This window comes from Candidatus Aciduliprofundum sp. HYA1, assembly GCF_056175085.1.
Genome location: NZ_CM149694.1, coordinates 219,891 through 237,133 on the forward strand (window position 1 = coordinate 219,891; position 17,243 = coordinate 237,133).

Here is a 17,243-nt window from a genome sequence, read left to right on the forward strand (position 1 = left end):
CCAGCCATTCTCCTCTTTATGAGATCCCCACTTCATACCCTGAAGGAAATATCATCCTTCATAGCCTCACTGATAGCACTGACAATAATAATCACAATTTTCGCTTACATGCTCTACAGTTTGTTTTACCTTGTTCCGTACATACACGATACCTATTTTGCCATTCCAATTTATGTGGTTATACCATTTCCAGTATGGCCCACCCCCGTGTTGATTTTCTATCTAAAGGGTTTCTTTGGTTATGCATGGTACATCTTTCTGGCATCTGCAATATCGGCATCGGTCATACTCATGCTCTTCTACGGGATAGTACCATATTACAGAAGTTTTGTAAAAAATCCTTCTGCTTACAGAAGAAACCCATTCCAGGAACTCTCGGAACTGTACGCATTGAACATATTCTTCAGCATGCTCGTTGTTTACATCTTCCTCATGTTCGGATACACACCCCACACACCGGGAATCGGGAAGATGCCTATATGGCAGCAAATGCTGAGTTTGCTCCATGCCTCTGTGTACGAAGAACTTATCGTCCGAACCGCGTTCCTGGGCATACCTGTGTATCTCTTTTACATTATCAAGGGAAAAAGGGTGTCCCCAATACGCATATTTGGTGGTTATGGAAAAATCACCACCGTTGAAGCCGTATTCATCGTGCTCTCCGCAATAGTTTTTGCAGCGGCCCACGTGTCGGCATGGGGATTTTGGAAAATGGTTCCAACATTTGTGGGTGGCCTTGTCTTGGGTTATCTCTACATTCGCTATGGTATATACGCATCCATAATGCTGCACTTCATGACCGATTTCATAAGCATACCGATGGGACTGGAAAAGGGATTCTCCTACCTTTTCGGATTCCTGATGCTGGCCATGGCAATTCTGGGTTTGATTTTCTTCGTATCCTACACTATCAGAACAATAAACTACTTCTCCAGGAAAAAATCTGGGAAGGGCAAGCAGCAGGATAATAAAAGGGGTACAAACGTTTCATGGACCAACCTAGTATGTCCAAACTGCGGAGGTAGAGTATTCCAGTACGTTGATAAAAACACTGTTAGATGCGTCATTTGCGGCACTGAAATAAAGGTGGGAGATGATAATCCAGATGAGCCAAACTACTTCAACTGAGCTTTCTCGTGTCAGGGGCAATCATATCCACTATCTCCCTTAAATTCTCGCCCCTCATTATTATCTTTATATTTCCAAGAGGCACATTGCCCACGGAAAAATTCACCTTTCCAACAGTGGCCGCCTGCTTGCTTATTGAAAAAACGATCTCATCATCGTATAGATTGCTCAGAAAAACACTGCGAGCCGCATCCCTTATTCTCATCTCCTTCAGAATCTTTCCCAGGGTATCAACACTGTGAGATATACCCCTGATCTCTCCCGCGAGGATTTCCAATTTGGCATCTGGAAATATATTCAATATGGCATTTTTAATCTTCTCCACATCCTCCGTTGGGTGCAGTTCCGCCTCAATCAGGATCTCTAAACCCATATGGCATGGCGCCTCCTCATATTCTCCTCACTCTGGCCAAGTTTCTTCATAAGCGCTGCTATGAGCGAATCAAAGAATACAACGGATGCATCTTCAAAGAGAGTACCCATGGGAGCAAGTTCACCCCTTGTTTTACTGTATTTGATTATGAATGTGAGATCTGCATTCTCCGCAAGGGGGGAGGACCCATCGGATGTTACAGCAATCACCCTAGCGTTGATCCTCTTTACAATACTCTCCACGAGGAGCGTTGATTGTGTGCGCCCGGTATTGGATACGAGCACAACCACATCTCCAGGATTGACCACGGGAGTTATGGTCTCACCAATGAAATAAGCAACAAGCCCCAACTGCACCAGGCGCATGGCGAAGAACTTGCCCACGAGACCCGAACGGCCGGAGCCGTAAACAAAGATCTGCTTTGCGGAGGATATCATCTCCACGGCCCTGTTTACCAGGGAAATATCAACGGCATCCAACGACTCATTTATGCTCTCAATTATGTACCTGTAAGCCTCATGGAACATGCGCATCACTTCTTCTTTGCAAGCCTTCTGGCAAGAACACGTTCCATTATAACGCGCATGTATGCGGCATCATGCTCAAGAAGCGGGGAGGAAGAGATAACTGTAATGTTATATTCATTGTTGAGCAAGACATTGGCAAGGGTTTCGAATTTGAGGTCTCCCTTCTTTATGGGAACTATGGCCGTCTCATTGCCATTCTCATAAAAAACTCCTGCAAAATGCACATAGTACTCATCCTTCCAGAAGGGTGCAAGTTTATCAAATACCTCCTCGAATTTTTTCTGATCCTTTAGTGAACCATTTGTTCTGGCATGTATGTGGGCAAAATTGGCAACGGGCAAAACTCCCTTGACCTTCTTTGAAAGTGAAATTACCTCCTCCAAACTTCCAAAAACCACCTGCTTACCAGAGGTTTCAAATCCCAGTTTTGGCTTGAGTTTGAGTTCCCTGTACCTTGCCTTTATCTTCTTCACATTGGCCACAACGTTCTTCATCGCCTGAGCCTTGCTGAGATCCCCGTACAGACCGATGTGATTGACAACGTATTTTGCCCCCATCTCGTTGGCAAGCAACCCTCCCCAAATTATGTAATCCATCGATTTCTCAGTCAGTTCTGTGTTTGAAACAAGGTCCATATAATAGGGGGTGTGCAAACTCAACTGCACATCTAGTTCCCTGGCCAAATTCCCAAGTTTTTTCAACTCTCCATAACTTGTGGCGAGGTTCCAGAAGAGTTCAAGAAGAATATCGTCCTCCTCCAGTTGCGTATCTATACCGATGGGCTGATAGTTGCCCTCCTCATCAGGACGTAGAACCTCCACAATAAGGGCATTTTCAATCTCCCTGGGCTTCAAACCCACCTCATCATAAACGCTTCTCTCCTGAACATTGACACGCAAAAATTGAATCTCCATGGCATGGAGACCCATCCTGTGGGTATCCTCTATGGCATCCTTCAACGTGCGTCCCTTGCACGATAACGGTATTCCGGCAAGACCAAAACGATACATCTGTGCGTATATTGCATTGAAAGTAATAATCTTTTCGCAAAACGAATAAAAAATTAGTGGAGACCAACTATACGGCCATCATCGGTGAGATCAATATTTTCCGCAGCCGGCTTTGTGGGAAGACCGGGCATGGTGTTTATATCGCCGAGTAGCGGAACCACGAACCTCGCTCCGGAGGAGATCTTCAAAGCACGAACATGCACCTCAAAATTCTCGGGTGTCCCCAGCAATTTTGGATTATCACTTAAAGAATACTGTGTCTTCGCCATGCACACGTAGAAATCGTTGAATCCAAGTTTATCAATCAGTTTAAGATCCTTCTTCGCCTGTTGTTCCCATACCACACCGCTGGCACCATATATCTCGGTGGCTATGGCCTCAACCTTTTCCCTTATGGGCTCATCAAGTTTGTATGTGAACCGCGGCTTCCTGGGCTCTATGCCCTCAAGATGCTTGGCAATCTCAATTCCGCCCTCCCCACCCTTGGCAAACACCTCGCTGAGTGCAAATTTGACGTCCATATCCTCCACTATTTCCTGCAACCTGCTCAACTCGCGTTCCGTATCCTGCGGGAAGTGGTTTATGGCAACAACGGGCTCGAATCCAAGTTTCCGCACAATCTCTATGTGCCTCTGAAGGTTGGATGCACCCCTCTCCAGGGCCTCCACATTCTCCTCATCAAGGTGCTTCTTCTTCACCCCGCCATGGTACTTCAGCGCCTTAACCGTGGTAACGAGCACGGCACCACTGATATCAAAATCACCCATCCTCGCAACAATGTTCACAAATTTCTCGGCACCAAGATCAGAGCCAAATCCGGCCTCCGTTACAAGGTAATCTGAATAGCGCATACCAATCTCATCGGCCAGGAGCGAATTATGCCCGTGGGCAATATTGGCAAAGGGACCCGCATGCACAACCGCAGGTGTGCCCTCCGATGTCTGTACAAGATTTGGAAGCAGGGCATCTCTAAGCACGGCGGCCATTGCTCCCACCACATTGAAATCCCGAGCGAACACTGGACTTTTATCGTTTTTGAATCCCACAAGGATGTTGGATAATCTCTCCTTCAAATCCCTGTAATTCTTGGCAATTGCGATTATGGCGGATATCTCACTTGCAGAGGTTATCTCAAAATGGTTTTCCATAACAGCCCCGCCATTGGAACCAAGGCCTTCAACTATGCCCCGCAACTCCCTGGCATTCAGGTCCATAACCTTGCTCCAGAGAATTTTCTTCCTGTCAAGGCATGGCTCAACATTGTGGAATATTGCATTGTTGATCACCGTGGAAAGAAGGTTGTGGGCTATTTGAATGGCATGAAAATCACCGGTGAAGTGCAAATTTATATCTTCACTGGGCGCAACGGTGCTTTTTCCACCTCCTGTGCCACCTCCCTTTATACCGAAAACGGGTCCAAGGGAAGGTTCTCTCAGGGTTACAATACTACTCTTTCCCATCCTCCAGAATGCCATGCTGGTGCCTATGGACGTTGTTGTTTTACCCTCTCCGTGGGGAGTGGGATTTATGGCAGTTACCAGAATCACCTTGGCCCTCCTTTCCCTCCTCCAGATCTCCTCAAGAGGGATCTTTGCCTTGTAATTTCCGTAGTGGATGAGGTTCTCTATCTCTACCTTTGAGGCAACTTCATCTATGGGCAACATGGTTGAGAAAGATTATTCCTCTTATTTAAATCCTGTGCCACAATTCTGTGGATTTCCAAAACATATTTTAAAGTGCAATCCCTTAGGGAGGGCAATGAAAATAATCAAGATAGGAGGCTCTGCACTGACGGATAAGAGAAATGGAGATGACCACGTTGTAGAGGTTGCAGAGAGGGTGGCAAGGGAACTCATTCCCGATGAAAGGTACGTGATTGTGCACGGCGTTGGATACGTGGGTCATAAACTGGCCAAGGAGTACAAACTTTTCAAGGGATTGCAGGGCAACCATATCCAGTGGGCTCATCTACGCTCTGAGGTGTCAAAAATAACAAAGGTCATTGTGGAAACTCTCGTTGCGAACGGACATCCTGCTGTGGAAGTATCCATAACCGATGTGGCGAGGGCCAGGGATGGAGAATTCATTCATTTCAACTTAAATTGCCTTAAAAGATTCGTTGAACTGGGATTCATTCCCGTGCTGAGGGGGGATGGGGTGATTGACGAATCATCGGGCTTAACAGTGGTTTCAGGAGATAAAATCGTCACGGAACTTGCCCTGCGCCTGGGGGCAGATGAAATAATATACGGCACGGATGTGGATGGCCTACTTGACGAGAATGGGAATGTTATTGAAAGAATAAGAAAGGACGAGGCCCACTCCCTCTCACTATGGGACACAGGCGATTTCTCCGGTGGAATGAAAAACAAACTTCTTGAGGCACTGAGAGTTAAAAATACAAAAATAAGGATAATAAACCTCAGAAGGGATGGGACTCTGAAACTTGCCCTTGAGGGTGGAGATGTGGGTACCCTCATAATCCCATAGCCCTTTCACCCATGGTTTTTCCATCCCATTTTTCCACGAGAGCACGCACCTCTTCTGCCACATCCTCTCCCTTCAATGCGCGGACAATGAGTTCGGCTATGCGCACCATATCCTCCCTGCCATACCCCTTCCAAGTGAGTTCTGCGGTTCCGATTCTTCCAACGGCATCCACTATGATACCATTTTTCTCAAGTACTCCACTCATCTCGGGAGGAGTTAAATTGAATTTATCAAGGGCATTTTCTCCAAGAAGTATTTGGTGGGAGTCTGTGAAATCCATGGGAAAGCGTATTTCAAGTCCCAATGAGTGAAGCATGCTTGCCAGAATTCTTGAATTCTCCCTCACCCTATCTCCATACTCCTTCGCCACAGGCTTGAATTCCTCAAGTGCAAGGGCAAGTGCCGCAACCCGATTGGTATGAAAATTGTCCTGCGTACGCCATGTCATATTTTTCTCAATTTTTTCGCCAAGATCTGCATCATTGGTAAGTATTATACCACCCTGGGGCCCGGGGAAGGATTTGTGGGTTGAGCCGTAAACCACATCGCACCTCTCTATGCCCTTTTGAAAACCGCTGGGTAAAAGTCCAAGAACATGGGAGGCATCGTAAACTACCCTCGCTCCCACATCCTCAGCCGCATCAAGGATCTCATCCAAATTGTAGGGAAAGAGAATGTAACTCGCCCCCAAGATGATGAGTCTGGGCTTTTCTTTTCTTATATCCTCCGTATTCACATATTTAAGATCCTTCAAATTCAACTGCACGAATTTCAGGCCAAACATATCTGGCATGTAGGGTTGAGAGTAACCATCGTAACCACCCTGTTCGGGAGGTATGGCCATTATCTTATCTCCCCTCTCCACAATGGATATGAGCACACTCATGGCTGCTATGTGCCCCGATATGGGCTTTACACTGGCGTATTTGAATCCAAATACCCTCTTTGCCATATCCGATGCATAATTCACCATATCCTCCTGATATTTCGTTCCCCCGTAGGCGTTATGCACCACGCTGCCATGCACCTCCATATCGAAAACCATGGAATAGCGGGATGCCATGTCGGATGCCAGAGCCCTGCGGACCCTGGGGGATAGGTAATTTTCAGATGCCTGCATGTTCAGCACATTTTTCCTGTACTCGTTATGCAACTCCACCATTTCTTCAGGGTTCATCTTCCATCACCTCCAAGAATTTCTCAAGGTCTTTAAGTTTGCATTGGTATATGCGCCCATGGTATTCCATTTTTGCCTTTAGCCCGGAGCCGGTGAGTATAAGTGCAATTCTTTTACCCCTTATTTTCAGGTGCTTGACGGCAGCCAGAGCAGTGGCGGATGCTGGCTGCACGAATATTCCCTCATGCGCAAGATCCCTTTGAGCATTGATGATGTCCTCATCCGAAACAGATATGCAGGTGCCCCCGTACCTTTTGAGCAACCTCAATACCTCGTTTCCGCTTGGAGGATATGGATTCGAAATGGCATGGGCGATTGTTCTTGGCTCATCAAATCTTTCAACCCGACTACCATTATGGAACGCCCTGCATATTGGTGCACACCCCTCCGCCTGAACCGCCACGGGTACTGGAATTGCATCCACAATGCCACTGTTTCTCAACTCCTCAAAGCCCTTCATCACTCCCCGAATTAAGCCCCCAGAACTTGTGAGAATCACCACATAATCTACATCTATCTCCTCTCCGATCTCAAAGGCTATGCTCTTGTACCCCTCAACCCTGAATGGATCATCGGAATTCATAAAGTATATACCCATCTTTTTCCCGACCCTCAGAGATTCAAAGTATAGGTCTCCATAATTTCCATCCACCAGAAGCATTTTTGATCCATAGACTCCTATCTGAGATATTTTCTCCCGGGATATGGTTGGGGATAAAAGGACATAGGTTTCAAGCCCTGCCCTGGCACCGTAGGCGGATACGCTTGCGGCCATGTTCCCTGTGGAGACAACCCCTACTTTCTTGAATCCTAGGGAGATGGCGCGATTGAGTGCAACGAACGTGCCCCGATCTTTGAAACTCCAGGTTGGGTTCTGCGCTTCATTTTTCAAATAAATCTCGTTTCCCAGTTTTCGGGATATTCCTTGGGAGAGTAGCAGAGGTGTGTCTCCCTCCCCCATACTGTAATCCCTATTCAGCCGCACATAAGGATAGAAATCCCTGAACCTCTCCCATACACTCCCGCCCTCTCGAATAGATCCCTTCGTAAAATCCAGTTGAAGAGGCCCACCGCACCTGGGGCATCTCTGAATGGAGGAGGAAATATTGTATCTCTCTCCACATTCTGTACAAACAAGCATGTGCCTGTATCTCATTCAGAGCATATAAATCTGCCTTCAAACCCCAATATCAACCTCACTTGTTATCAAGTTTTTAAATCCGTATAAACGGACGATTATGCGGATAACACCTCCTTGACCCGGATTTTTGATTACCCATAGCAATTCAGTCGCGGCAGCGAAATTGGAGGCATGGGGCTTGAATCCATCATAAACGCTCCTGGGACTCCAGGCATCGGGACTGCCAATGGATGCTTCCTGAGGCCAGGGGGTTGCATTGAATCCTGAATTGTTTTTCATAAGGAAGGAGTAGTACATAGTCCGATTTCCAGAGCCTCTAACGGCAAATACCACGTCCTTGGGAACGAGCCCATGGGGCATGTGCCCTGTGGCATTGAGGGAGAGCAGGATCCTAAGGGCCGATGAATTACCACAGGGAAATTTGGTGATTCTATCAATCGATACCCTCAAGGTGAGGTATCCAGAACCATTGTTAAGCACCGTTGTGGCGCTAAAACTCCCTGTGTTGCTCCCTGGAGTAAGGGTGTAATGTGAATGCCCCTCCTCTGTAACATAAACCCTGCTCCCCAACCCAGGGTGATAGATGAGGGCAATTATCAGAACGAGCAGGAGAAACACAATAATACTCTTTATGCGTTTTTGCATGCACCTCCATGGCCCAAATCGTATTTAGAAATTTACAAAAATTATTTAAAGGAAAGGCCATTTACCTTCGCAAAGGTGATTACCCATGGCAAGCAGAAGAGCGGAAAGGGCCGCTGCCAGGAGAATTCGTGATAAATGGAGATCAAAGGTATGGTACACAATAATAGCGCCAGAGACGTTCAGTTCAAAGGAGATCGGTATGACTCCAGCCAACGATCCGGAAAAGGTCATTGGCAGAATTGCAGAATCAACCCTGTACGATCTCACGGGCGACTTTAAGAAAATGCACGTTAAACTCTACTTCAAGATCAACAGGATTCAGGGTACAAACGCATATACCAGGTTCATAGGCCACGATATGACCAACGATTACATACGCCGTATGGTGAGGAGGAGGCGTAGCAGGATTGATGCCATATTCCCCGTTCTCACTGCAGATGGTTACAAGATAAGGGTCAAGGTAATCGCCGTTCCCGATAGGAGGATTAAGAGTTCAATAAAGAGTGAGTTGAGGAAGAAAATTTCCGAGTATCTTTTTGCAAAGGCCACGGAACTGACATTTTCCGAATACGTGAAGTACCTCCTCAGCGATGAGGTCAAAAGGGATCTTTCCAAGGCCCTGAAACCCATTTACCCTGTTCGCAGAATTGAGGTCCGCAAAACGGAAGTTCTGCACTTCCCCGAAGAGAAGGTCATTGAACTGGAGCGTGAGGAGGAAAAGAAGGAAATTGAAGTTGAGGCCCCCGAGGAAATCAAGGGAGAGGTTGAGGAAGAGGTTTCTTAAACGCCGGGGTGGCTCAGCCTGGTGGAGCGTCGGACTCATAGGGTATTGAATCTCCACCTCCAAGCCTGAGAAATCCGAAGGTCCCGGGTTCAAACCCCGGCCCCGGCACTCAGAGCATGTATATTATTCCCCTCCATCCGAAACTGGCAACCATTAGGGCTATTAAAAACAGAATAAATCCGGAGAGGAGAATGAACAAACTCTCCCTCCAGGATACGTTGTAAATCTTGTCTGGATCCTCAATATCCTCAACATCAACCTCGGCGGATTTAAATATCCTCTTTGTTCTGAACCTGAGAAGGTTTATGGTCGGGCTCGTTGAAAAGGCCCCAACAAGCATCACTGCCAGTCCAACAATCATAACGAGATAGGGTGTGATTATCAGGCCTATTACAGTGAGAATCGAATACTTCACCAGGGATTTCACAAACTCGTTCCAGTTCATCGCTTCATCATGCTCCTATGAAATTTAATTCTTTGGAAGTGGAGAAATCAGTCCGGGATTATCCTGACCTTCACTCCCGCATCTTCAAGTATTTTTCGTGAATCATCCCCAATATTCTTAACCTCAACCACGTCAACACCACGTTCTATTAAGGATAAGGCCGCCTTAACCCCACGCTTCTTGGACAGTCCGAACCCAGGATTTTTCATACGTTCAATCTTCTCTCTCCTTTTCTCCAGAACACGAAATATATCAAAATAGGGGGCCGAGCCAAAAACCCTTGCAAAGGAACCATCCTCATTCACCGGCCTTGCCACCAGTATCTCGGATTTTTCTGGCTCAATGTGCACGATAACATGGTCCACAATATCCAGGGCTCTTACCCTTTTTTCCACATCGTCTGCAATTTTGTGGGCCCTATCCACATCAAGCCCCTCCGGAACGAGAATAACAAGTTCAACCATCAAAAACGGGCCAGAGTGCCTGGCCTTCACCTCCTTCACCCCCTTAACCCTGGGAACGGACAGGGCCGCATTTTTTATTCTCTCAACATCCTCCCTGCTCACTCCAGCATCCATAAGGGCAAGGGCAGAGTCGCGAAAATTCTCGTATCCAGCGTAAAACACGAATATGGAAAGGATTATTCCAACCGCACCTTCCACATAGGGAATGGAGAAAATTGAAGATACAAATCCGAATAGAACGAGAAAAGCGGAGAAAATATCCATTTTTGTCTCGGTGGCATTGGCCATTAGTGCCTGGGATCTCGTTCTCTTTGCAGCCTTGAACTGGTACCTGTAAAGAAAATAGGATGTGATTATGGCAACTGCTATCATAGAAATTCCAAGCCAATCGTTGGTCACCCTTGAAACTCCTGAGAGCAGTCTGTTCAAACTCTCGGATAATATCTCAAATCCAAGGAAGAATATGAACAAACTTGCAAATAGAGCCGCAAGATTTTCGGCCTTGTAATAGCCAAATGGGAAACTCTCGCTCTCCGGCTTTTGGGCTATTTTAAGTCCAAACCAGGCAGCCATTATGGGAACAATGTCAGAAAAACTGTGGAAGGAGTCGGCAAGTATAACAACCGAGTTGGTGAGCATGGCTACGGCAAGTTTTCCCAGAGCAAGAAAAAAGGTAACTATCGTCACATTCCGGGCCACCCTCTCACCATCAACAAGTTCGTTCAAGGAAATCACCTGATTCTAAGCATAGGATACAATTACTTATAACTTTTCAAAACTCAATCCCTGACAAACACCAGAGGGGCCAAGAGAAGCACGAAAAACCCTACCAGAGCAAGGGCGGAGCCCACACCAAATAGATCCGCAAAAAATCCCATGAGCACGGACAGGGATGCTGCTATTATGGTCTTTGTCTGTGATTCAACGCTGAGGCCAGAAGCCATAACCCTGCTCTTTATACGCTCTGCAATGTATCCGACGTTCATGGGCCTGCGCAGGTTTTGAAGAACGTAGATGAGCAAAAACAGGAGTATGGAGAGGACAAGCAGATTCCAGTGGTAGAATATTCCTGCAAGAAGTATGGTCACCGCACCAAGTATCAGAGTTGAGTTTATGGCCCTTGCCAGATTTCCAACCCGCTTTACTATTCTGTAGGCATTGCGGGAAGCGTAGGAATTCATAAGATAGATGAAGAAATAAACAACACCGATTACCACCGCAGTTCTCTTATCCTGTCCGAGGTACATAAAAATTGGAAGGGACAGGGCAAATACCTTCAAAACTGCCTGCAGATAGTCCTTTACAGCCTCGTAAGAGCCAGAGAACAATGAGGAATTCAAAATGGCTCTAAGGGCAACCCTATCCTTCAACATATTTTTGAAATCGGAGATTGTTCTCCTGAACTGCCTCACAACCCTTCCCTTGCCAAGTTCCCTCGTTATCTCGCCATCCAAAATCCTCGGGTATGTGGCTAGATTTATGAAGTTGAGAACATATGGGATTATTGTTATTATGAATATGTCCCTGTAATTTCCAGTGTAAAATACAATGAACCCTGCCAGCAGGGCGTTGAGAGCCGAGCCGAGTTGAGAGAACGAGCGGGTGGCACCATAGTACTCAACCTTCCTATCAGATATGCCCCTTATTTTCAGATACTCCAAAATCATCGCCTTATGCGTACCTGTTCTGTAGGCATCACCCAGGGCATAGAGGACCATGGCAAGAGCGAACAGCCAGAAACTGGAGAAGAGGAAGAATATGGAGAAGGATATCATGTAGGAGAGCATACTCATAAGCATTGATCTGCGACGACCCATGGCATCTGCATACACCCCCGTGGGGATTTCGAGAATGTACACCGATACCTGCTTTATGGCTATCAAAACACCTATTTCTGTGAAATCAAGCCCCGCACCAAGAAAAAACAGAAGTATGAAGGGCTCAAATAACCTCAGGTTCTTCAAGAATCCGTAGACGGCAAACTTGTAGAACATCCTGTCCTTGGGTATCAATGCATGACAATGCAAATGCAGTTATTTAATCTTTACCTCAGAGCCAGAGGTAAAAATCAACCACCCTTCGGATGTCATCATGCGCCCTTCTCTTTTTCAGTAAATTTCTCAAACTCTTGTTCTCTCCAAGTTTTCCAGCAAGCACTATCGCCAGACCCCTGTTTTCCTTCACATAGGTATGGGATCTGTACCTCACGGATGCCCATCTCCCCTCAAGTTCGAACATCTCGGCAAGGAGAGCATCAATATCCTTTCTCAGCTTTTCAATCCTCTCGTTCTTGGATTCCCTCTCCCACCGCTCTGTGAGCGCCATAAGCACAACTTCCTCCTCCGGAAGATTGTAAACGGAGGATACCTCCCTTATTATCTCAGAGGCCCTTTTATCGATCCTGAACCTTTTCCTTTTTAATTTTCCCGCTCGAAATGTAATCTCCATTTCCTCTCATCTCCTCAAGAAGGTTTCTGTTCTCAATATCAAGTTCATCAATCCAGATGGACATTCTCTCCTGATCCCTCAGGGCTTTCTCACAGAACTCGGTGAGTTCTGCTATTTCATTCTTCATTTTCCTTATTCTGTCCTCTATCTCTCTTTTTCTCCTCAAAAGCGCTTCCTCGTCGTTCATATCAAGATACCTCTTCAGAGAGGCCACCCTCTCATAGAGAAACCTGTTCAAATCATCCTCCCGCATATTGCGAATCTTCTCAAACACATCCTTTGGAACCTCTACCTCCATAGGGACCACCTTTTAAAAGGAGCCATCAGCCCCGTCGGGCGATTGTGGTGGGCCCCATCACCGGGTTTCACCAATAAATGATGGTATAAATAATTAACCCAAAAACGTGAAAATAAAATACGATGAGAGCATTGAGAGCCCATGAAACCTGGAGAGAACTCGCCGGAAGATATTTACGTTTTCATAGAGGTACCCAAGGGGAGCAATATAAAGTGTGAGTACGATTTTGAGATGAACGTGATAAAGGTGGATAGAGTGCTTCACACCGCATCATTTTACCCCTTCAACTACGGGTTCATACCTGAAACCCTTGAAGAGGATAATGACCCCATTGATTGCCTGATCATATCCTACGATTCATTTCCCCACGGGGTAATCGTCAAGGCAGTACCCATAGGAATGCTTGTAACCGAGGACGAGCACGGACCAGACAGAAAGATTCTGGCGGTTCCGCATCCCGATGTGGACCCAAGGAGTGCGGAGGTTAAGAGCATAGAGGACCTCTCCCCAAGCATACTTGAGCAGATTCAGCACTTTTTTGAACATTACAAGGAACTTGAGAAGAACAAGTGGGTTCGCATAATAGGATTTGAGGGGGTTGACGAGGCAAAGAGAGCCATAATGAAAGCCATTGAGAGAAGAGGGAAAAAATAAATATTCAAACATCCCTATCCAACCCGTGGCCAAAATAAAGATATGCCCCGTTTGTGGAAGCACGAGAATTCACTACGTAGCAGGAATGGTCACCGGGGAGAAGTTCAAATGTGAGAATTGCGGGTATATTGGCTCACTTGTTGTGGAGATTGAAGAGGATGAATACGAAGATTGGCTCAGGGAGATGAGGAAGGATGGAAGTAGAGATAAAGGCAAGAATTGATGATCTCGAATCTCTTGAAAGAGAGATTTTGAATATGGGTGCGAGATTGGCGAGAGTTGTGGAGGAGGAGGACCTGTACTTCAATCATCCCTGCAGGGATTTTAGCAAGACGGATGAGGCACTGCGCATAAGAAACGATGGCACGCTAACCTACAAGGGACCAAAAGTGGATAAGGAAACGAAGAGCAGAGAGGAGATCAATCTGAAAATTGGGGATGCGCGGGAGGCGAGGTATCTGCTTGAAAAACTAGGATTCAGATTTGTTGCCTCTGTTAGGAAGAGAAGGAAATATTATTCTTTGGGAGAACTAACCGTATGCGTGGATGATGTGGAGAATCTGGGCAATTTTGTGGAGATTGAATGCATAGGTGAGTATGACCCGTGCAGGGATAGGGTCCTAGCCCTTGCCAGACAACTGAAAATAGAGGTGTTCATCACGAAATCGTATCTGGAAATGCTCCTTGAAAAAGAAAGATGAGGTGAAGAGTATGAAAAAAAGAATTTTTACCATTTTCCTGCTGATCTTGGCACTCTCCCTGATTACCAATGCAGGGGCTTCACCCCAGGGACACGGATACCTCTGGTCTCTTAACTTCGGGAAGGATCTGGAAGGTGAGAATTTCACGGGAGTTGCGATGGGAGCAAGGGTTCTGGGCATATATATAGAGTATCCGAAGATGCACGGGAATATGTACAACTGCTCGTTCTCCGGGATGTTCTATTCAAACTCGTACCTGAACGGAAAATTGGATATGGCTCGGATATCACAGAATATGGTGTGGGAAAATTTAACTGTTCAAAGATGGATTAACTACGAGGGATACTTTCTTCTTGAGAGATACAATACAACGCACGAGGGCAAAACCCAGAATTTTTACGGTATAAAGGAGGTAGGCATCCACCTCTACACAAAGCACCCAGAGAAGGTTCGGGGCGAGATCATTTATACCCTACCGTTCGCAGGGAGAGTTGTGCAGAGAAACGACTACTCCTTGAAATACGATATATATCTGAAGATAAATTACTCAAAGCCCCTTCCCTATATACCCCTTGAGCAGGAAGAGAACGTAAGTTATTACACCACCGCAAATTTCCATGGAAAGATTATTGCGAGCGGTGTTGGATATTCAAAGACTAACAATATAACCACAAATTTGAATAAAACTATAAATAAAGAGATATCCGGAAGCATCGAGATGAAAGTACATATGGAGGCACGGGGCAGTATCATCAGAAGATCAGGAATAATAGAACTCCTTCCCATGGAGATTGGCATGAGGAGTGCGGGCATTCTCTACCACTCAAATGATACATTTTACGATGCAATAACCTTTGCAACGATGCTCCAAAACAGGGGCATTATGGATAATGATTCCTACAAAAATATAACTCTCTCAAAATACACATTCGGAATGAAAGAGTACGCATCCAAGAGTGCATCCAGGGAGGAAATACTGAATTTGAGGGAGAATGGCCCTGAAAGGGGGAATTTGAGTATCTCTGAGCTCTATATAGCCACAGGAATACCCGTTTTCCTATCCATACTGCTCATAGCATTCGGGTTCAAAGCCAGGAGGAGTCATAGAGGAACCACATAGATGCTTTCCCCATCCTTCAACGCCTCCATTACCTTCTTCCCGTTGGCCGTGCTCTTTCGCAAATTTATGTAGCCCTCGCGGGACACGGTGACATCAAAGAGCCTCTGCCCATCTGCGAATACGGAGACCTTGGAATGGGCAAGGTGCTCTCCCACATGCAGCCGGATTGTCTTTTTCTTCATCTCCACCTCAACTTCGATTCTCTCCTCCCTTATCCTCTCTTTCCCAAGGGGCTCAACATCGAGGGATATGCCAAGGAGTTCCTCTATATCAGCGATCCTCTTGCCCCTCTTTCCTATGACCGATGATATGGCTGAGGGAGGTACATATATCTTGGCTCGATTATCGCTAACAACCTTCGCCTTCACCCTCAATCCTGGGAAGAGTTTGCGCATCTCCTCCTCTATGCCCCTGGCAGCAAGTTTGTATATTCCCTTTTCCTCCTCCTTCACGGGAACGACAACTATCTGCTCCCCGAAGGAGTAAACCTCGTAAAGGAGTTTCTCCTCCTCAAGATCCCTCACCTCTATGACAGGTCTGGCAAGGTCCTCCTCATGCATACCGCTGGGCACTTTAACGGTGTACCTAAGGGTGAGGACCTGAGCAATGGCACCCTTTTCTATGTGGATTATGGTATCTACGATCTGGGGAATCACTCCAAGTTCAACACGCCCTATGAAACGCTGCAATGCGTCTATGGCACGGGTAGCGTGCACAACGCCCACCATACCCACTCCAGCAAGGCGCAAATCTGTGAACACCTTGAAATCCGAGGTGGTGCGCATCTCGTCAAATATCGTGTAATCTGGACGAACGAGGAGAAGGATGTCTCCCGTCTTCTCCATGCTTCCCTCAAGGGATGTGTACTGGGTTATCTCATCCTTCAAAATCAGATCACGGGGCTTCTCCATGGTCTTGACTATCCTGTTTAGGGAGGCATAGTACTCCGCAATGGCCTGAACAAATGTGCTCTTTCCAGCGCCTGGAGAGCCGGAAACCAGTATGCCCTCGGCCCGCTCCTCAATTCTCCTCCTCAACTTCTCACCTATGTTGTAATCCTCAAGACTCAACTTCACAATCGGGCGAACTGCTGTGATCTCCATGGCATCCGAAAAGGGGGCACGGGTTATGGCTATGCGATATTCCTTCAACTGCACGACGGTGGCCCCCTTCATATCCATCTCAATGAAGGACCTCTCATCCCTTCTGGCCCTTTCAATTATGTCGTAGGCGATCTCCTCAACCTCCTCCGGGCTTATGCTCTCCCTTATCTTCACCAGCTTGAACTCTCCCGGCTTTCCACGCTTGGCAAAGGCACCCACATCCGCCTTTATGTGCACGCTCATGGTATCCGGGGTGAAGAAATCCTCAATTCTTATTTTTATCTCCTTCCTCTGTTCCAAATAGATAACGGGTATGCCCTTGACCTCAGCAATGTGCCTTTGCACAGAATCTCCAGTAACAAGGGTCGCACCATTTTGGAAGGCACACTCCCTGATCATATTGTCCATCTCCCCCTCCTTTGCCCGGCGGATCTGCCAATCCTCGGGTCGGGAGCCACAGAATACGAGGTTTATGCCTCTTTGCTCGCAGATCTCACGGATCTTCTTCAATTCGCTCAGGGCGGAAAAACCAATGCTCATACCCCTGTTGGCCTGATGCTCCACCTCAGCCACTATGGCCTCTGGAATGATTATCTCCTCCACCTCCTCATTCTGCAGGAACTCAACGAATCTCCCATCAACTATTACGCTTGTGTCTGGAACGAATTTCATAGGTTTGAAAAGTTGTGCTATTATTTAAACAATTTCTAAGAAAATACTTTATATCTGCGGGAA

At 46.6% G+C, this 17,243-nt stretch carries 20 protein-coding genes, 1 tRNA gene and 1 riboswitch; of the genes, 8 read left to right on the forward strand and 13 right to left on the reverse strand.

Going from position 1 to position 17,243, the window contains the following annotated elements:
* Positions 1 to 18: 18 nt before the first annotated feature.
* Complete coding sequence (locus tag AC0S1O_RS01260; protein ID WP_475393951.1) at positions 19 to 1,128, forward strand: CPBP family glutamic-type intramembrane protease; 1,110 nt, start codon at positions 19 to 21, stop codon at positions 1,126 to 1,128.
* On the opposite strand, the gene AC0S1O_RS01265 is transcribed toward AC0S1O_RS01260, so the two are convergent.
* The 4 genes from AC0S1O_RS01265 to AC0S1O_RS01280 are packed head-to-tail and all read right to left on the reverse strand — an operon-like array spanning position 1,121 to position 4,702.
* Positions 1,121 to 1,501: an RNA-binding domain-containing protein gene (locus tag AC0S1O_RS01265; protein ID WP_475393952.1), complete on the reverse strand. Its 381-nt coding sequence runs from the start codon at positions 1,499 to 1,501 to the stop codon at positions 1,121 to 1,123. The two genes, AC0S1O_RS01260 and AC0S1O_RS01265, sit on opposite strands and share 8 nt — an antisense overlap.
* Positions 1,492 to 2,028 carry an SIS domain-containing protein gene (locus tag AC0S1O_RS01270; protein WP_475393953.1) on the reverse strand — a complete coding sequence of 179 codons (537 nt, stop codon included), beginning with the start codon at positions 2,026 to 2,028 and terminating at the stop codon, positions 1,492 to 1,494. The genes AC0S1O_RS01265 and AC0S1O_RS01270 overlap by 10 nt, the downstream gene beginning before the upstream one ends.
* A gap of 5 nt (positions 2,029 to 2,033) precedes the next feature.
* Positions 2,034 to 3,038: a TIM barrel protein gene (locus tag AC0S1O_RS01275; RefSeq protein ID WP_475393954.1), complete on the reverse strand. Its 1,005-nt coding sequence runs from the start codon at positions 3,036 to 3,038 to the stop codon at positions 2,034 to 2,036.
* Between the two features lie 53 nt (positions 3,039 to 3,091).
* Positions 3,092 to 4,702, reverse strand: coding sequence for a formate--tetrahydrofolate ligase (locus AC0S1O_RS01280; RefSeq protein ID WP_475393955.1), 1,611 nt, complete (start codon positions 4,700 to 4,702; stop codon positions 3,092 to 3,094).
* Positions 4,703 to 4,796: 94 nt separating this feature from the next.
* On the opposite strand from AC0S1O_RS01280, the gene AC0S1O_RS01285 reads away from it, so the two are divergent.
* The gene (locus AC0S1O_RS01285; protein WP_475393956.1) at positions 4,797 to 5,528 is read left to right on the forward strand and encodes an isopentenyl phosphate kinase; all 732 of its coding nucleotides are present in this window, start codon (positions 4,797 to 4,799) and stop codon (positions 5,526 to 5,528) included.
* Here AC0S1O_RS01285 and AC0S1O_RS01290 read toward each other — a convergent pair.
* From AC0S1O_RS01290 to AC0S1O_RS01300, 3 genes are read right to left on the reverse strand one after another with little or no spacing between them, the layout of a single operon-like run.
* Positions 5,515 to 6,705, reverse strand: coding sequence for a PLP-dependent aminotransferase family protein (locus tag AC0S1O_RS01290; RefSeq protein ID WP_475393957.1), 1,191 nt, complete (start codon positions 6,703 to 6,705; stop codon positions 5,515 to 5,517). The two genes, AC0S1O_RS01285 and AC0S1O_RS01290, sit on opposite strands and share 14 nt — an antisense overlap.
* A complete protein-coding gene (locus tag AC0S1O_RS01295) occupies positions 6,695 to 7,846 on the reverse strand; it encodes a pyridoxal-phosphate dependent enzyme (RefSeq protein WP_475393958.1) in 1,152 nt (383 codons plus the stop codon). Before AC0S1O_RS01295 ends, AC0S1O_RS01290 begins: the two co-directional genes overlap by 11 nt.
* A 36-nt stretch (positions 7,847 to 7,882) precedes the next feature.
* Positions 7,883 to 8,491 carry a hypothetical protein gene (locus AC0S1O_RS01300; RefSeq protein WP_475393959.1) on the reverse strand — a complete coding sequence of 203 codons (609 nt, stop codon included), beginning with the start codon at positions 8,489 to 8,491 and terminating at the stop codon, positions 7,883 to 7,885.
* A gap of 85 nt (positions 8,492 to 8,576) precedes the next feature.
* Between AC0S1O_RS01300 and AC0S1O_RS01305 the strand changes: the two genes are divergently transcribed.
* Both AC0S1O_RS01305 and AC0S1O_RS01310 read left to right on the forward strand, forming a co-directional pair.
* Positions 8,577 to 9,275, forward strand: coding sequence for a 30S ribosomal protein S3ae (locus tag AC0S1O_RS01305; RefSeq protein WP_475393960.1), 699 nt, complete (start codon positions 8,577 to 8,579; stop codon positions 9,273 to 9,275).
* 2 nt (positions 9,276 to 9,277) lie between these two features.
* Positions 9,278 to 9,383: transfer RNA gene (locus AC0S1O_RS01310), tRNA-Met, on the forward strand.
* 1 nt (position 9,384) lies between these two features.
* Here AC0S1O_RS01310 and AC0S1O_RS01315 read toward each other — a convergent pair.
* From AC0S1O_RS01315 to AC0S1O_RS01335, 5 genes are read right to left on the reverse strand one after another with little or no spacing between them, the layout of a single operon-like run.
* Entirely contained in the window at positions 9,385 to 9,720 is a 336-nt protein-coding gene (locus AC0S1O_RS01315) for a hypothetical protein (protein ID WP_475393961.1), read from the reverse strand.
* 47 nt (positions 9,721 to 9,767) lie between these two features.
* Positions 9,768 to 10,919, reverse strand: a complete 1,152-nt coding sequence (locus tag AC0S1O_RS01320) for a cation diffusion facilitator family transporter (RefSeq protein ID WP_475393962.1) — start codon at positions 10,917 to 10,919, stop codon at positions 9,768 to 9,770.
* A 44-nt stretch (positions 10,920 to 10,963) separates the two neighbouring features.
* Positions 10,964 to 12,196, reverse strand: coding sequence for an MFS transporter (locus AC0S1O_RS01325; RefSeq protein ID WP_475393963.1), 1,233 nt, complete (start codon positions 12,194 to 12,196; stop codon positions 10,964 to 10,966).
* A 37-nt stretch (positions 12,197 to 12,233) separates the two neighbouring features.
* Positions 12,234 to 12,632, reverse strand: a complete 399-nt coding sequence (locus AC0S1O_RS01330; protein WP_475393964.1) for a hypothetical protein — start codon at positions 12,630 to 12,632, stop codon at positions 12,234 to 12,236.
* A complete protein-coding gene (locus AC0S1O_RS01335; RefSeq protein WP_475393965.1) occupies positions 12,577 to 12,930 on the reverse strand; it encodes a hypothetical protein in 354 nt (117 codons plus the stop codon). Before AC0S1O_RS01335 ends, AC0S1O_RS01330 begins: the two co-directional genes overlap by 56 nt.
* A gap of 9 nt (positions 12,931 to 12,939) precedes the next feature.
* Positions 12,940 to 13,001: riboswitch (Fluoride riboswitch) on the reverse strand.
* Between the two features lie 70 nt (positions 13,002 to 13,071).
* Between AC0S1O_RS01335 and ppa the strand changes: the two genes are divergently transcribed.
* The 4 genes from ppa to AC0S1O_RS01355 are packed head-to-tail and all read left to right on the forward strand — an operon-like array spanning position 13,072 to position 15,405.
* Positions 13,072 to 13,584 (forward strand): inorganic diphosphatase, encoded by a 513-nt coding sequence (gene ppa / locus AC0S1O_RS01340; protein ID WP_475393966.1) that lies wholly within the window; start codon positions 13,072 to 13,074, stop codon positions 13,582 to 13,584.
* A 25-nt stretch (positions 13,585 to 13,609) separates the two neighbouring features.
* The gene (locus AC0S1O_RS01345; RefSeq protein WP_475393967.1) at positions 13,610 to 13,807 is read left to right on the forward strand and encodes a hypothetical protein; all 198 of its coding nucleotides are present in this window, start codon (positions 13,610 to 13,612) and stop codon (positions 13,805 to 13,807) included.
* Positions 13,779 to 14,285 carry a class IV adenylate cyclase gene (gene cyaB / locus AC0S1O_RS01350; RefSeq protein ID WP_475393968.1) on the forward strand — a complete coding sequence of 169 codons (507 nt, stop codon included), beginning with the start codon at positions 13,779 to 13,781 and terminating at the stop codon, positions 14,283 to 14,285. The genes AC0S1O_RS01345 and cyaB overlap by 29 nt, the downstream gene beginning before the upstream one ends.
* 10 nt (positions 14,286 to 14,295) lie before the next feature.
* Positions 14,296 to 15,405, forward strand: a complete 1,110-nt coding sequence (locus AC0S1O_RS01355; protein ID WP_475393969.1) for a hypothetical protein — start codon at positions 14,296 to 14,298, stop codon at positions 15,403 to 15,405.
* Here the strand turns inward: AC0S1O_RS01355 and AC0S1O_RS01360 are convergent.
* Positions 15,387 to 17,180, reverse strand: coding sequence for an ATPase, T2SS/T4P/T4SS family (locus tag AC0S1O_RS01360; protein ID WP_475393970.1), 1,794 nt, complete (start codon positions 17,178 to 17,180; stop codon positions 15,387 to 15,389). The two genes, AC0S1O_RS01355 and AC0S1O_RS01360, sit on opposite strands and share 19 nt — an antisense overlap.
* Positions 17,181 to 17,243: the final 63 nt, after the last annotated feature.

What these genes read in the sequence shown, in the direction of transcription:
- AC0S1O_RS01265 (WP_475393952.1), bottom strand. Translation starts at nt 1,501, where the DNA reads ATGGGTTTAGAGATCCTGATTGAGGCGGAACTGCACCCAACGGAGGAT.
- AC0S1O_RS01305 (WP_475393960.1), top strand. Translation starts at nt 8,577, where the DNA reads ATGGCAAGCAGAAGAGCGGAAAGGGCCGCTGCCAGGAGAATTCGTGAT.
- AC0S1O_RS01285 (WP_475393956.1), top strand. Translation starts at nt 4,797, where the DNA reads ATGAAAATAATCAAGATAGGAGGCTCTGCACTGACGGATAAGAGAAAT.
- AC0S1O_RS01295 (WP_475393958.1), bottom strand. Translation starts at nt 7,846, where the DNA reads ATGCTTGTTTGTACAGAATGTGGAGAGAGATACAATATTTCCTCCTCC.
- AC0S1O_RS01290 (WP_475393957.1), bottom strand. Translation starts at nt 6,705, where the DNA reads ATGAACCCTGAAGAAATGGTGGAGTTGCATAACGAGTACAGGAAAAAT.
- AC0S1O_RS01360 (WP_475393970.1), bottom strand. Translation starts at nt 17,180, where the DNA reads ATGAAATTCGTTCCAGACACAAGCGTAATAGTTGATGGGAGATTCGTT.
- AC0S1O_RS01335 (WP_475393965.1), bottom strand. Translation starts at nt 12,930, where the DNA reads ATGGAGGTAGAGGTTCCAAAGGATGTGTTTGAGAAGATTCGCAATATG.
- cyaB (WP_475393968.1), top strand. Translation starts at nt 13,779, where the DNA reads ATGGAAGTAGAGATAAAGGCAAGAATTGATGATCTCGAATCTCTTGAA.
- AC0S1O_RS01260 (WP_475393951.1), top strand. Translation starts at nt 19, where the DNA reads ATGAGATCCCCACTTCATACCCTGAAGGAAATATCATCCTTCATAGCC.
- AC0S1O_RS01275 (WP_475393954.1), bottom strand. Translation starts at nt 3,038, where the DNA reads ATGTATCGTTTTGGTCTTGCCGGAATACCGTTATCGTGCAAGGGACGC.
- AC0S1O_RS01270 (WP_475393953.1), bottom strand. Translation starts at nt 2,028, where the DNA reads ATGTTCCATGAGGCTTACAGGTACATAATTGAGAGCATAAATGAGTCG.
- AC0S1O_RS01315 (WP_475393961.1), bottom strand. Translation starts at nt 9,720, where the DNA reads ATGAACTGGAACGAGTTTGTGAAATCCCTGGTGAAGTATTCGATTCTC.
- AC0S1O_RS01330 (WP_475393964.1), bottom strand. Translation starts at nt 12,632, where the DNA reads ATGGAGATTACATTTCGAGCGGGAAAATTAAAAAGGAAAAGGTTCAGG.
- ppa (WP_475393966.1), top strand. Translation starts at nt 13,072, where the DNA reads ATGAAACCTGGAGAGAACTCGCCGGAAGATATTTACGTTTTCATAGAG.
- AC0S1O_RS01300 (WP_475393959.1), bottom strand. Translation starts at nt 8,491, where the DNA reads ATGCAAAAACGCATAAAGAGTATTATTGTGTTTCTCCTGCTCGTTCTG.
- AC0S1O_RS01355 (WP_475393969.1), top strand. Translation starts at nt 14,296, where the DNA reads ATGAAAAAAAGAATTTTTACCATTTTCCTGCTGATCTTGGCACTCTCC.
- AC0S1O_RS01280 (WP_475393955.1), bottom strand. Translation starts at nt 4,702, where the DNA reads ATGTTGCCCATAGATGAAGTTGCCTCAAAGGTAGAGATAGAGAACCTC.